The 14,959-nt window shown below is 41.4% G+C and carries 8 protein-coding genes; all 8 read right to left on the bottom strand.

Annotated elements, in window-relative coordinates:
* Positions 1 to 20: 20 nt before the first annotated feature.
* Positions 21 to 2,462, bottom strand: coding sequence for a glycoside hydrolase family 2 TIM barrel-domain containing protein (locus DMB88_RS24990; protein ID WP_128103510.1), 2,442 nt, complete (start codon positions 2,460 to 2,462; stop codon positions 21 to 23).
* 10 nt (positions 2,463 to 2,472) lie between these two features.
* Complete coding sequence (locus tag DMB88_RS24995; protein ID WP_128103511.1) at positions 2,473 to 4,947, bottom strand: glycoside hydrolase family 3 N-terminal domain-containing protein; 2,475 nt, start codon at positions 4,945 to 4,947, stop codon at positions 2,473 to 2,475.
* A 152-nt stretch (positions 4,948 to 5,099) separates the two neighbouring features.
* Positions 5,100 to 7,655, bottom strand: a complete 2,556-nt coding sequence (locus tag DMB88_RS25000) for a glycoside hydrolase family 3 N-terminal domain-containing protein (protein WP_254438332.1) — start codon at positions 7,653 to 7,655, stop codon at positions 5,100 to 5,102.
* 155 nt (positions 7,656 to 7,810) lie between these two features.
* Positions 7,811 to 9,379: an ABC transporter substrate-binding protein gene (locus DMB88_RS25005; RefSeq protein WP_128103512.1), complete on the bottom strand. Its 1,569-nt coding sequence runs from the start codon at positions 9,377 to 9,379 to the stop codon at positions 7,811 to 7,813.
* Between the two features lie 84 nt (positions 9,380 to 9,463).
* A complete protein-coding gene (locus tag DMB88_RS25010; RefSeq protein WP_056690827.1) occupies positions 9,464 to 10,348 on the bottom strand; it encodes a carbohydrate ABC transporter permease in 885 nt (294 codons plus the stop codon).
* 26 nt (positions 10,349 to 10,374) lie between these two features.
* The gene (locus DMB88_RS25015; RefSeq protein ID WP_128103513.1) at positions 10,375 to 11,340 is read right to left on the bottom strand and encodes an ABC transporter permease; all 966 of its coding nucleotides are present in this window, start codon (positions 11,338 to 11,340) and stop codon (positions 10,375 to 10,377) included.
* A gap of 189 nt (positions 11,341 to 11,529) precedes the next feature.
* Entirely contained in the window at positions 11,530 to 13,224 is a 1,695-nt protein-coding gene (locus DMB88_RS25020; protein ID WP_254438333.1) for a sensor histidine kinase, read from the bottom strand.
* The gene (locus DMB88_RS25025; RefSeq protein WP_128103514.1) at positions 13,221 to 14,816 is read right to left on the bottom strand and encodes a response regulator; all 1,596 of its coding nucleotides are present in this window, start codon (positions 14,814 to 14,816) and stop codon (positions 13,221 to 13,223) included. Before DMB88_RS25025 ends, DMB88_RS25020 begins: the two co-directional genes overlap by 4 nt.
* Between the last annotated feature and the right edge of the window lie 143 nt (positions 14,817 to 14,959).

The following is a 14,959-nucleotide window of genomic DNA, read 5'->3' on the forward strand; positions in this document are numbered from 1 at the left end:
TTTATCACTCCTAATTAAAACTATTGTACAGGGATCTCAATTGATTCGTGATTCAGTCCGTCAATCTCAACCATCATTGTTGACATACCAACTTCATAGCTTGCACGAACGATAGCAAGCAATCTCCCTTGATACGAAGTAAATTCGCCTTTCGTATAGTTCTCTGTGGTTTGCGGCCTGCCCGTCCCAAAAGCTGCCAATGTTGCCGCACCAGACAACTTTGCTGTTGCTTTTAGTTCAGCTGTTGGTACCAATGTCCCTTCTGCATCAACGATCTCTACAACTGCATAGATTAAAGATTGTCCATTTGCAACAAGCTCTTTCTTGTCGGTAACAATCCTAATACCTTCGGGTTTTCCAGCGGTGATGAGGATATCAGATGAAATGCGCTTGTCATCTATATAACTCACCGCTTCCAAAGTACCTGGTTCATATATAAGTTCAAAACTGGCTGTGTACCTGTTCGTCTTACCCGCAGGATTTCTGCCGAGACTCTTTCCGTTAAGAATCAGTTCCACTTCTTCAGCTCTGGAGTAAATATCTACCTGTATAGGAAGCTTCTCCGAACCCGTCCAACTCCAATGATGCTCACATTCTGGCCAACCCCATCTGCTCAGAATCTCCAGCTTCCCGAAGTTTCCCGGATTTCTAACAGCTATGAAGGTCTCATCGGAACCCCAAACAATTTTTCGGTAGAATAGCTGAGGACGTGCAAACCCACAGAGATCAAAATCTGAACAATTGGCCAAACGCCATGGGTAAGGAGAATTGCCAATACTGTTATGAGTATTACGGGTTTCATCCCGATGGATATATTTCACTTTCCCGAGTCCTGCTTCGCCAATGTAATCATGGCTCGTCCATACGAAATCACCAATTACATGGGAAAACCGTTCTACATCATGCCAGTACTTATCACACTGAGGTGGCATGCTTTCGGTGCCGCAGATCACCCGGTCTGGATAGTGCTCGATAGCATTCGCATAATGATAGTTCATGTAATTATATCCCACGACATCTAAAGGTGCGGCGAACGCTTCTGAATACTCAGGCCAGATTTTCATACCAAAATCAGTATCATAATTTGGGGTGAAACCTTCGCCATCTTCGAGAAGTAAAGACATTTCCTCATAAAAAGTAGCAGTATCTTCATCATCAAGACCGTTAAAAAAAGAACATAAGGAATTCGTAACTAACCTAGTAGGATCAAGTTCACGCACTCTTGCCGCCAATTGCGCTGCCAGACGGTAACCATCTGACATCCCTCCGCGTTCAAGCACCTCATTGCCTGTTGCCCACATGATGATACTCGGATGGTTCCGGTCTCGTAGCATAAATGTTTCCAGATCATTCATCCAATTTTCTACAAAGTACAGACTATAATCTTGAGCGTTTTTCTCCATCGTCCAAACATCGAACGCTTCATTAATAACCAGCAGCCCTAAACGGTCACAAGCGTCTAGTAAATCTCTTGACATCGGATTATGGGCAAAACGAATAGCATTATATCCATTATCTTTGTGTAGCTTCATTTTGCGGAATTCACTGTCCCTAAACGAAGCTGCACCTAAAATGCCATTGTCATGATGGACACAACCACCTTTAAGCTTAAGTGAACGTCCATTTAACATAAATCCGTTAAGCGGGTCAACAGATATCGTTCTTATCCCGAATTGAGTGCTATCATGATCCAGAACTGACTTATTGTCGGTCAACTCTGCAGTGATTCTATACAAATTAGGAGAATCGATATCCCAAAGATCTGCATGTTCAACTGCAACCCGTACCCTACCGACAACCTTCTCTCCAGCAGGCACATGTACTTTCACACGCCCGGTTCCCGCTTTGATTCCGGAGACTTCTCTCATCATATTGACATTCAACCAAACATCGGCGGGAGCCGAATTAAAATTTTCAACTGTCGTTTCAACAAAAACAAATGCAGTTCCGTTTACAATATGTGAGGTATGGGCAAAAATGCCCCATGGAACGATATGCACCTTCTGAGCTACAAGCAAGTCGACATGACGGTAAAGCCCTGAGCCTGAATACCAGCGTGCATTTGGTTGTGCGCCGTTATTGACAGTAATTATAAGATTATTAGGTATGCCCGGCTTCAAATAAGGCGTAAGATCGGCGTGAAACGGAGAATAGCCATAATGATGTTTCGTAACCACATGCCCGTTTAATTTCACCGTCGCGTTCATGTAAACACCGTCAAATTCAACCATAACCCTTTTATCAGCATATTCTTCGGGAATATCAAGAATCTTTGTGTAAGTTCCAATTCCCCCATCGTAATAACCCGTTAATGAACCTCCCGGCGCCTCTGGCTTTGTATCTATCTCAATCATGAAATCATGCGGTAAATTCAATAATCTTCCTGTCTGGGCGGAGCCAGGTACTATCGATGGGATACCATGGCTAAACTCCCAAGCCCGGTCAATATTTTCTCTAATCATTTTCTCCCCCCTATAGTTCTGTAATTGTTACCTGTGATGAGAACACTTTACGTTCGACAATAAGTTTCTCGCCTATAATTGCAAATACACCTTTTAAACGGATATCTTGGGAGGACGCACCTATATACATTTCCATCTTACCTGGCTCAACAATCTGATCCATATTTAAATCATGAAATGCCAGCTGTTTCATACTTACCTTAAATTGAACTATTTTTGTTTCATTAACATCCAGGGTAACCCGTGCAAATCCAACCAACTGCTTCACAGGTCTTGCAACACTGCTCACTTGATCCCTAATATAAACTTGGACTACTTCTTCACCTGCAACTTGTCCGGTGTTTTTTAACTTAAATGCGATGCTGAGGTCACCGTCTGCCTGAACCGCGGCATTCTGTACCAATTCGCTGTATTCAAATTGGGTATAGCTTAATCCATGTCCGAATGGGTAGAGCGGGATGTTTTGGTTAGTTTTGATATATTCAGCATATTCATTAATGTCAACATAGAGTGGTAGTCTACTGCTATACATAGGAATCTGGCCAGATTCTTTTACTATGGTTACTGGCAATTTTCCACTAGGATTGATCTTGCCTGTAAGGATATTTACAATAGCTTTTGCCCCAAACTGAGCCGGAAGCCATGAATAAAGGACCGCTTTACTCTGTTGGCTCACATAAGTTGTAGATAGCGGTCGCCCATCAACCACAATAGAAATAACAGGTTTATTCAGCTTAAATACTTCTTCCATCAAGTCTAATTGGGGCTTCTCAAGACCTATATTGATGTTATCTTTGTTTTCACCACAGGTAGCTTCAGGATCGATCATGCTTTCTTTGCCGCCTAACACTGCGATGACAATATCCGCCTGTTGGACAGCAGCCTTTACTGTTTCTATTCCCCCATCTATTGCTTTGAATATATCGCAACCTTTGGCGTGTAACACACAATCTTTCCCGAACTCTTCTTCCAGAACATCCTTCACAGATTTACAATCTGGATAAAACATTTGAACAAACTCTTCATTCGTTCTATAGACTCTGTTCGAGGAATCATCAGAATTCAAATTCTGTCTGATCATATTTAAAATAATGGATTTCTGTTCAGGAGTAGGTTTTTCATCAAACTCGATACCCATCGATTTTAATGATTCTTTATTATCCGTAATGGTTCCGGTGTATAGCATTCTCAGAAAGCTATCTTCTTCAGATTTATCAAAATCACTGCTTTTTGTGCTAGCCGATCCAACGGATGAATAGCCTCCAAAGAAGTTTGTTTTGGTATCCGAGTTTGGACCAATCAGAGCAATTTTCAGCTTCTTGTTGAGTGGCAGGATACCATCCTCATTTTTTACTAATACCATAGATTTTTCTGCAATTTCCAATGATAATTCTTCATTCTCAACCTTTTTAATTTCATAAAAGAAGTCGCCGGCTTCATAAGGATTTTCGAATAGTCCCAATGTGAATTTCGTTTCAAGAATTCTTCTTAATGAAACATCAATATGCGCTTCTTCAAGTTCACCTGACTCAACTGCTTCTACCAAGTGCTGATAACATTGATTTCCAGGTTGCTCCACATCCATTCCAGCTTTGAATGCTAGTATACCTGCCCCCTTCGCATCTTCAGCCACTCTATACCGTAAAAAAGCATGAGTAATGCTACCGTAGTCTGCTACGACCAATCCCTGAAAACCCAGCTTGTTTCTTAGAACATCAGTGAGTAGCCATTTGGAAGTAGACACAGCCTGGTCATTAAGCATGCCGTAACTGTTCATTACCGCTTTTATTTTTGCTTCATGAATGGCAGCTTCAAAGGGGAAACAATAACTATCTAGCAATCTTCGCTCAGATATTTGCTGTTCGCCACCTCCTCTTCCACCTTCTGCATTTCCATAACCAACAAAATGCTTCGCTGTAGCCATAATTTCATGATCACCCTGTATTCCTTTGACAAAAGCTACACCCATTTGAGCAACTAAATAGGGATCTTCACCATAGGTTTCACCAACTCGTCCAAATCTCGGATCTCTGGCCAAGTCAAATAGTGGGGAATGCACTGCTCTAAACCCAAAAGAGATGAGTTGTTTTTTGACGACTTCGCCCATTTTTTGTGCTAAAGTCGGTTCCCAAGTCGAAGCAAGGTTAAGTGACTGGGGGAATGTAGTTGCGCTAGGGATCTGCGCACCAGCTATGCCTTCACTATGGAACAATCCAGGAATGCCTAATCTGGTTTCCTCGACAAGATATTTTTGTATCCCATTTATAGTCTCTCTATCTTTCTTCAGGTCACCTGTAAAAGAATCATTCAGATAACTTACGGTACCAATCCCATCCTTCAATTTATGCATTCTGCTATCATAAACAGATTCTCCTCCATAAGAATTTGCACAATATAACTGAGCTACTTTCTCCTTTAAAGTCATTCGTTTAATCAGATCCTCAGTTCTCTCATGAATAGACTTGCTGGCATCTTTATAGATCATGTCTTACCTCCAAGTATTATTGATTTCAAAAAGAAATCCAGTCTAGTTTAAGTTTACGTTGACCGTGAAGCGGCTCTACTCTTAAAACTACTTTGCGTTCTTCATGTGCCGACTTTAGGAGTGATGAAATACGGATCATTAAAAGCATTTATTCAGATAGGCTGTAAAAACTCAAACAATGCTTCCTTCACATCAAATGAACTCGATCCGATATATACCTTGAATTCGCCAGGTTCAGCTCCATGCTTCAAATCCAAATTCCAGTACGCCAGATCTTCAATTGTGATACTGAAGCTGATGTCTTTCGATTCACCTGGTTCTAACTTTACTTTTTTAAATCCTTTAAGCTCCTTTACAGGGCGGACAACACTTCCATAAATATCCTGAATGTACATTTGGACGGTTTCTTCTCCCGCTAGCCCTCCAGTATTGGTAACCGTTACACTGGCAAATATCTTTCCCGAATCCGTCATCAGGGGTTGAGATAATCGAATATCCGAGATCTCAAAAGTCGTATAGCTTAGGCCGTAACCGAACGGGTATAGCGGATTATTAGAGCCATCGATATATCTGGAAAAGAACTTTTCCTCTTTATTACTTTCCGTTACGGGTCTCCCTGTTTTAAAGTGATTGTAGTATACCGGTAGTTGTCCGATATGTACGGGGAAACTCATTGTCAGTTTTCCGGATGGATTATATTCACCGAAGAGCACATCTGTGATGGCATGTCCAGCTTGCGACCCCAAGAACCATGTTTCTAATATGGCATCAACATGTGACTCAAACCAATCGAGGACCAGAGGCCGTCCATTCGTCAGGACCAATACAGTTGGCTTGCCCACACGAACGATAGTCTCCGCAAGCTCCTGCTGAACCTTCGGCAGTGTAATGTCCATACGGGACGCAGCTTCGCCAGACATTTCGCTGCTCTCTCCGAGTGCCAGAATAACAATATCCGCTTGTTTTGCCGCTGTAACAGCTCGCTCTACTCCCCCGTCCAATGATTCTTCAACCTTACAACCTGCTTCCATCAGAATGTGGGTGTTCGGAACTCCCTTCTCTTCCAGAGCTTCTCTTAATGTAACGGTCTCCTTCGAATACCGGGACCACTGCCAGGGGCCAAGCATATCCTTGCTATCACCGAATGGACCGATCACCGCAATTTTTTTTGCTTTGTCTTCAATGGGAAGAACACCGTTATTCTTTAATAGAACAATGGACTTCTGAGCCAACTTCCGGCTTGCTTCCAGATGTGCCGGATGAAAATGATATTCTTTTTCTTTCTCGGGACGAATATAACGGTATGGATCGTCCATAATACCGATCTTATATTTAAATGTAAGAATTCGACGTACTGCTTCATTTATTTGTTCAATGTTTACGATTCTTTGCTCAATTAATTCGTTTAGATGATCATATGAACGAGTTACCATTTCGATATCCATCGTAGCATCCAGTGCTTTTTTTGCTGCTTCTTTACTGTCTTTCGCATTTCCATGAGCGACAATTTCATCAATGGAGCCGTAATCGGAGATCAATATTCCGTTAAATCCCAACTCTTTTCGAAGGAGTTCATCAAGAATATATTGGTTACCCGCAACCGGAACTCCCTGATAGGTGTTAAAGGAATTCATAACCGACCCTGCACCAGCATTAATGCCTGCTTGAAATGGTGGCAGATATACATTCCGTAGTGTTCCTTCAGATATATCTACTGTGTTGTAGTCCCGACCGGCTTCAGCAGCACCGTATGCAACAAAATGCTTCAAGCAAGCTATAATTGTCTCTGAATCGAACAGGCTATTCCCTTGAAGACCTTCCACTTGAGCTTTTGCGATTAAACTTCCCAAATAAGGATCTTCTCCTGCCCCCTCAACAACACGTCCCCAGCGTGGGTCTCTTGTAATATCGACCATCGGCCCGTGGTTATAGGTTATTCCTGTAGCACTTGCTTCCTTTGCGGCAATCACACTGGCTTCTCGGATCGCTGTCATGTCCCAACTACATGACCAGGCGAGTGGTACCGGAAATATAGTCTGAAATCCGTGAATTACATCAAAGTTAAATAACAGTGGGATACCATGCGGAGATTGTTCTACCGCAATTTTCTGTAATTCGAACACACGATTGCTGTTAACAGCCGACAATACTGAGCCTGCTCTTCCTTCGGAAACAAGCTTTTCTGGCGACTCAGAATCAATATCAGATCCCAGAGAAAGATTGGTAGACATGCACTGGCTCATTTGACCAATCTTATCAGTAACGGACATCTTCTTTAGTAACGTGTCAACCTCATGACGGATCTCATTATCACTCCGTTGTTTTACATTTTGTTTCCTGTAATTAGAGAGTTTAGAAATGAGCAAATCTTCAAGGGATGGTCCAGTTCCTTCTGCCCCTATAACAAAGAACTCTTCCTGATAGGGAATCTTGATTCTTCCTTGGAACTCCTTGCCCTCAAAAGTTAAATCAAATTCAAAACCCTCTCCTGGTACAAATTGAGACGTACCCCTTGCCTGCAATAGGTTACCATCGATTTTCACATTATTAATATCAACTGGAAATGGAAAGGGCTCAAGAATAACAGATAAGGTGAAATTCTCCTCTTTTCCAATAATGAACTGCATTTTTATGGTCGTATGAACGGTCTCATATAAGAAATGCCAAGTGCCAATCATAGTGTTCAACTCACTTTCAATAAAATACAATCGTAAGATCCTCGCCCTTTTTCTGAAGGAGGTAGCATAGTTTTATAGAAGGAAGCTTAAATTATTTGTTAGAAAGAGCGCAGTACACATACTGCGCTCTCGTAGACTGAATTATCATCAGTAAAAAAATTCATTTCGTTGGAAAGAAGATATTTCTACTTCTTCTTCGCGAGAAAAGCATCAACTTGTGTCTGTGCCTCTTCTTTGACCTTTTCCAGACCAGCACTACTTAAGTTTTTATTCAGTTCATCAAATGCTTTGTCTACATCCTTAACTGCACCGATGTAAATCGGGTTGGCATACTGTGTGGATGCATTGGCCAAGTTTGCAATCTGTGTTTTCACGTTCTCAGTGTTGAAGTTAAATCCATTAAGTGCAAAGTCTGAGGTATTGTATTCGCCCTGTTTCTCCCAGAAGTCAATATAAGTCTTCGGCCAAGTGCTCATTGGCTTAAACAAAGCTTTATTTACGAACCAGAATCCTGCGGAATCAGGAGGATAGGTATTTGTTTCAGCTGTCACCCCTTCCGGCAAACCGACTTTTTCATCCTTGACCACATAGTTCTTACCTTCTATCCCGAAATAAGTTAAATAAACATATGATGGATCTTCCATAATAAGGTCAAATGCTTGCATTACACGTTCTGGATTTTTGGAATTTGCCGCAATTGATATCCCAGCCCCAATGTGATTGCCCATCGGAACTTTACCGTTTGGCATCAATGACGGGATAATGTAAGTTTCAATTCCTTTTGCTTCAGCAGCTTCAATAGTCGCTGCAATATCAATACTGTTGCCAAACGCTACCGCAGATTTTCCTTCAACAAAATTATCTTTGGAGCGAATTTTATTGGCATAAGGATTTTTGTTGACGTATCCTTTGTCATACCAGTCCTTCATGATATTAGCCGCATATTTCTGGGCACTTAAGTAAGGCTCTTCAACCATGCTATAAATTTTTCCGGACGGATCTGTGAAATCAAAAGCCGCTCCCTGAGACAAAGGTCCACCGCCAAGTGAGCCGCCCGTAAAGCCCACTTTCTCACGCATCAGATGTTGATACGGTGTTGGCAGGTCAACCTGTGAGTCCAAGTTTAGGCCAACCATATCTGGATGATTTTTCTTCACAGCTTCCAGATAAGGACCAATCTCAGAGAGACTCTTTACATCGGTAAGGCCGGCTTCCGCCATAATATCTTTACGAAGTACAGATACGAAGACATTACTATCAGGGGTTGTCTTCGGAATCATAAAGATTTTATCCTTAATCTTGGCTTCATCCCAAGCAGCAGGATCCATTGCTGCCGATTTTTTCGGCATATTTTTGGCTATATCCTCTGGTTTCAGCTCATAAAAGGCTCCTTTATTCGCTTGTTCAACATAATAATTCCAGTCTGCTGAGAAGATAAAGTCCAAATCTTCGCCCGTAGCCAACAACAATGGGTACTTAGATTGCACATCTCCCCAATTGATATAATTCAACTCAATCGTAGCATTGATGTCATTTTTAAGTTTCTTATTCAATGTCTCAAGTACCTCAGGCATACCTTTAGGCGCCTCACCAAGTAGATAGCCTTTTAGAACAACTTCACTTTGCCCTGTTGAATCTTCATTGCCAGTAGTGCTTGTATTGCCTTCATTACCTTTTGAACAGGCAGACAATAGCAATGTGAACGATAGCATCATAGCAAGAATGACCTTTATATTTCTCTTAGAATTCTTCATTTTTCTTCCCCCTTATTTAATTTTTTTATATAAATCCCAATGAATTAAATAGGATTCATATCAAGTCTAGGATTCTGATAACATTTAACCTTTAACAGCACCAATGGTGATCCCTTTAACAAAATACTGTTGAAGAAATGGAAACAGGATTACAACCGGACCTGTAGCTATAACGGTCATAGCAAGCTTGAATGTTTCCTTCGGCATTTCAAGAGAGGATACATGCTGAGCTAGGGCAGCTGACATATTCATTGAAGACAACATTTTATAAAGCATGTACTGTAGGGGCACATACTCCTGTTTGTCAGTGAACATCATAGGTGTCCACCAGTCGTTCCAGTAGGCTAAAATAGTGAACAGCCCAATTGAAGCAAGTGCTGGTTTGCAGAGGGGCAGAACCATTTGCCAAAAAATTCGAAAGTCTCCTGCTCCATCAATTTTTGCCGATTCCACCAGCGGCTCAGGCACCGAACCTTTAATGAAGCTTCGGAGGATCAAAACGTACATCACGTTGAACATAGGAAGCAGTATCAAAACTGCAAGCGTGTTCTTCAGATGCAAGTAACTAGTAACCCAGATGAAAAAGGGAGCTAAGCCACCACTGAATAATGTGGTGAAGAACAGGAAAAACGCCAGTTTGTTCCGATACTTCACCTCTTTGCGGTACATCACATAGGCTGCCATCGTGGAGATTAGCAGTGACAGAACGGTTCCAACCACTGCGACAATTATCGACACCCGATAAGCAGAGAGAAGTTCAGCAGGATTGCGAAAAATAAAGGCGTATGCATCCAATGAAAAGCCTCGAGGAATAAAGGAATAGCCCTTTGCTAAAACCTGTCCTTCATCTGAAATGGAACCTGAGATAAGAACGATAAATGGAAGCAAACACAAAATGGCGACAATTGCTACTACAGTGTAAGAAAAGGCTTGAAAAATCGGAGCTGAATTTAGTTTATTTTTATTCACAATATTTCCTCCTTTCTAAGTTTTAGTTAGAACAGTGCGTTCTCTTTGTCATAACGACGTACGAGATAATTAGCAATCAGGATAATGATTAAAGTGAGTACGGACTGATAAAGACCCACTGATGAAGCCATACCAAAGTCTTGTGTGCCCATAAGAGAACGGAAAACTAATGTATCAATAATATCTGTAGCATTCATAAGTGCCCCGTTGTTGCCGATTAGCTGGTAGAACATATCGAATTCACCGCGCATGACTCGTCCAAGTCCAAGTAATATCAGTACCACCGCTGTAGGTTTTAACAAAGGGAGCGTTATTTTCATAATTTTTTGGAAACGACTTGCCCCATCAATTGTTGCTGCTTCATAGATCTCCTGATCAATCCCGACAATCGCTGCCAAGTATAAAACACTTCCAAACCCAACCCACTTCCACACATAAAGTAAAGGAAGCAATAGGTACCAGTAGCTTTCAGTTGAATAGATATCCATAGCTTCCAGACCGAGATTTCTCAGGAATACGTTGGCTATACCAAACTCATAGTTGAAAAAGTTATAAACGAACGCTGACACGGTAACCCAGGATATAAAGTAAGGCAGAAACATTAATGTCTGAGCAGTTTTTTTGAAAAATTTGTTATACGTCTCTGATAGCAGTACCGCAACCAATATCGAGAATAGCGTATATAATCCTAAGAACACTACGTTGTACAAGATCGTGTTTCTTGTGACGATCCATGCCTTACCTGACTGAAAGAAGTACTCGAAGTTCTCGAGCCCATTCCAGGGACTCATGAAAATTCCATCCCTGTAGTTGAATTCTTTAAAAGCCATTACAATACCGGTCATCGGTATATAGGAAAAGATGATAAAAAAAACAGCAATCGGTACAAACATTAAATACAAAACCCAGTTTTTCTTTATCTCCTGTAGTGGTGACAGCCCTTTTATTTTTTTTGGTTTCGTCACTACAGATCGCTCTAACTTGACGTTCATATGCAACCTCCTTCTGAATGCCTCTCTCCTTTCACATTGTAATGGAACGGTGATTCTCATCCTACGAGGGAAAGCTCTGATCTTCTTTAATATTCTTTGTTAACGCTTACTTTTTTGGTATACATATTTGTACAGAGGTTCCCTCGCCCAATTGGCTTTTGTATAACAATCCGTACTGAGATCCATAATTTAGCTTAATACGCTCCTGAATGTTCCATATGCCAAATCCCCCGTACCTTTGCTAACAGAGCTGTTTAGAATATTTTCTAACACCTCTTCGTCTATACCGACACCATTATCGTTAACTTCCACAAGCAAATTTCCTTCCTCTGTTCTTGCGGAAACAAGTATTTCACCTTTTTCAGAATCGGTTTCCAAAATTCCATGCAAAATTGCATTCTCAATCAGAGGCTGAAGCATAATTTTGGGTACTTCACAATGTAACAGCTCTGGTGAAACGTTAATGGTCAATGTAATCGCATTATTAAATCGCATATTCTGAATCGATACATAGGATTCCACATGCTTGAGTTCACTCTCCAAAGTGACACTTTCTCTACCATTAGATAAGCTCAACCTATAGAACAAGGCTAATCGATCCACTACTTTGGAGATTTCCTCATTTCCGGAGCTGATCGCCATAGCATTGATCAGTTCCAGGGTATTGTATAGAAAATGAGGATTAATTTGTGCCTGTAGCGCTTTTAGCTCCTTATTTTTCACTTCACGCCCAAGCGTATAGGTCTCCTCAAGTAATCGTGATACATTATCCACCATCACATTAAAATTACTAATTAGCTCACCAATTTCATCCTGATTGACCGGAAGTGGATTCATGCCAAAATCGCCATTCTTGACCTTACGCACATGTCTCGTAAGTTTGCGTAAACGTTTAGTTGCAGAACCCGCAACGACGAATGATAGAACCAATGTGAGAGGAATGATCAGCAAAAATATAAAGATTAACCGATCACGCATAGCATTGCTTGATTTCAAAATATCCGTATAAGGTACAATCATCGCTACACGCATATCCGTTTGAGGTATCTCCTGAAGACCTAACAGAATCCGCTGTCCATTAAACTCCAGATTATCTTCCCAAATATTCATACGTCTTCCTGTCAAAGCCTTTGACAATATCTCTTCAAAATCTGTATTTGTATATTCAAAAGTCTTAGAGGTACTGAGAATTTCACCCTGTTCGTTAAATAAAGCAACGGAAGTGGACGGAGTCGCCATAGCATGTTCCAATATAACTATCATTGTGCTCTGTGAGATCTGAGCCCGTACAATACCGTCCATTTTCGTGATATTATGAGGACTTGGAATAACGCGCAGTACTGATATGGCATTATTGTCTTTTTTTTCTTCCATGACCGAAGAAGGCAGCCAAGTCAGGACAGAATGGCTGTCTAAGAAGTTTCTGAACCAGAGACTGTGCTTCAAATTCTTCATACTCAAAAAATCCGTACTCTCAGTCACTGATGCGAGCCCCTGTTCCATATAGACCTGTACGGATTCAATATCCGAATTGTAACTAAACTGTCCCACAACACGGCTTAGTCTGTTTGCATCCAATCCCCAGAGGTTAACATCCTCATACCGTTTGGGATCTTCAGAGACAAGATTCTGAACCGTGTCACTGAATGCAATTGAATTCAATACTTCTTTGACCATTTCAGCACGATATTGCAGATGCGACTTGGTCTCCTCCAGCATTTTTTGAGCTGAGTACTTTGCCTGCTTCTCTGTTTCATTGGTGCTCAGATACAGATGAAGCAAGAGCAGCAGAATCAAAGGCAGGATGATAACCATTAAATAGGAAGCAAACAGCTTGTAACGGATACTAAAGTCAGCGAACGTCCTCCAGTTAATCCGTTTCATTTGGCCATCCTCTCCCTGTACTCCGAGGGCGTGCAACCTGCATATTTCTTGAAGAAGGTTGTAAAGTAATTGGCATCAGAAAAACCAGTCATGTCAGCTACTTCATACAGTTTTAGCCCTTTCGCCAGTAGAAGTTCTTTGGCTTTCTCCACTCTCAGGGAAGAGATATACTCTTTAATTGTACTTCCCCTCTGTTTTTTGAATAAGGAACTGAGATACGTCTCATTTAAACCTACATGATGGGCAATATCCGGAATTGAAAAACCTTTTTCATGAAAACGTTTGTGTATATATTGCAGTATTTCCCGCATCTTGGCGGAACTACCGTCCTGTTCAGACGATAACTGGAACAGATCCAGGAAGGAAAGAATGTACTCCTCCATACTTGAGAGATCGGGAACCTGGTCAATTTCCTTCCAGATGTATCGACGTTCTGTATCCTCATCCGTATCCGTGAACCCTAACTGTACAGCAACATCAAGAATGACCAGTAAAAATTGAAAATAGGAGTCCTTGAGCCGAATAATATCCAAATCACAGGCTAACCTTGCTTTCTTAGTCCAATTCATAATTAATTTGCGGGCAGCTTCAATATCTTCCTGTTGCAGAAAGTTACGTAAACGGCGAACCAAATCCCAATCCGTAGCCAATTCTTGGTTATCTCCAAGTTCACTGGCAAAAATTAATCGACTGCCATCGCTATAGTAATGAAGGCTACACGCATCCATCGCTGTTCTGTAGGAATCTGGAATCTTTACTCGTTCTTTTACTGACTCCCCAACTCCCATGCAAAAACGTATATTGTTGCCTATTATGTCGGTTACTTCTGCATAAAGTTTTTCCAGCACGCTACGTTGTTCCCTATAGGTGCTTCCGTAAGCTTCTGGTAGTATGAAAATCAAAAATTGTCTAGAGTCGAATCCACAAATGCAACGAAGTGAAGTAAGTGTGCTATTCATGCTCAGCCTACGTAATAAATCTTCCTGTAACTGTCTTGAGTCTTCAATACACTGAAGCCGCCTCCAGTATATGGATGAGACAATCGCGGTGTACACTCCTTCCGAAGGCAAAAGAAAAGTCTCTCTGCTCTCAAGAGCTCTCTGTACATTGAGTGAGCTCGGAACCGCGATTAACTTACGAACCATCTCCTGTCTCAGATAAGGGAGTCCTTCATCATAGGCGTTTTGCATTTGGCGTTCCTCAAGCCTTTTTTTCTCATCATGTTGTCTTGATTTAACGGCTTCCCCGACTGCCTCTCGAACTTTATCCAGATTAATTGGCTTCTCAATATAGTCAAGGGCATTCAGACGAATTGCTGACATTAAGTACTCTTTATCTGAGAATCCGCTCATGAACAACAGTTTGCATGATAAATCTTCTTCCCTGAGTAATTTAGCAAATTGTATGCCATCCATCTTCGGCATCCGGATATCACAGAGAACAATATCAGGGAGAAAACTACGGCATAAGTCTAGAGCAGCCAATCCATTACGTGCAGTCTCTACCTCATGAATACCTAATTTTCTCCATTCCACATGATTACACAGCATGTCCCTGGTTCTGTCTTCGTCATCTATGATCAGCAGCTTCATGATGTATTCCTCCTAAAAATCTCTATTGCATTAAGTTCTGATAACAAGAAAGCCGGTGGATTCCCCCCGGCTTAAATCTCATTTATTAAAAGTAGCCAATCCCCGTCCTTTAAATGGTCTATTGTGCCATATTCACAAAGTGA

Source organism: Paenibacillus sp. DCT19 (assembly GCF_003268635.1).
GTDB lineage: Bacteria > Bacillota > Bacilli > Paenibacillales > Paenibacillaceae > Paenibacillus.

What these genes read in the sequence shown, in the direction of transcription:
- DMB88_RS24990 (WP_128103510.1), bottom strand. Translation starts at nt 2,462, where the DNA reads ATGATTAGAGAAAATATTGACCGGGCTTGGGAGTTTAGCCATGGTATC.
- DMB88_RS24995 (WP_128103511.1), bottom strand. Translation starts at nt 4,947, where the DNA reads ATGATCTATAAAGATGCCAGCAAGTCTATTCATGAGAGAACTGAGGAT.
- DMB88_RS25005 (WP_128103512.1), bottom strand. Translation starts at nt 9,379, where the DNA reads ATGAAGAATTCTAAGAGAAATATAAAGGTCATTCTTGCTATGATGCTA.
- DMB88_RS25015 (WP_128103513.1), bottom strand. Translation starts at nt 11,340, where the DNA reads ATGAACGTCAAGTTAGAGCGATCTGTAGTGACGAAACCAAAAAAAATA.
- DMB88_RS25020 (WP_254438333.1), bottom strand. Translation starts at nt 13,224, where the DNA reads ATGAAACGGATTAACTGGAGGACGTTCGCTGACTTTAGTATCCGTTAC.
- DMB88_RS25025 (WP_128103514.1), bottom strand. Translation starts at nt 14,816, where the DNA reads ATGAAGCTGCTGATCATAGATGACGAAGACAGAACCAGGGACATGCTG.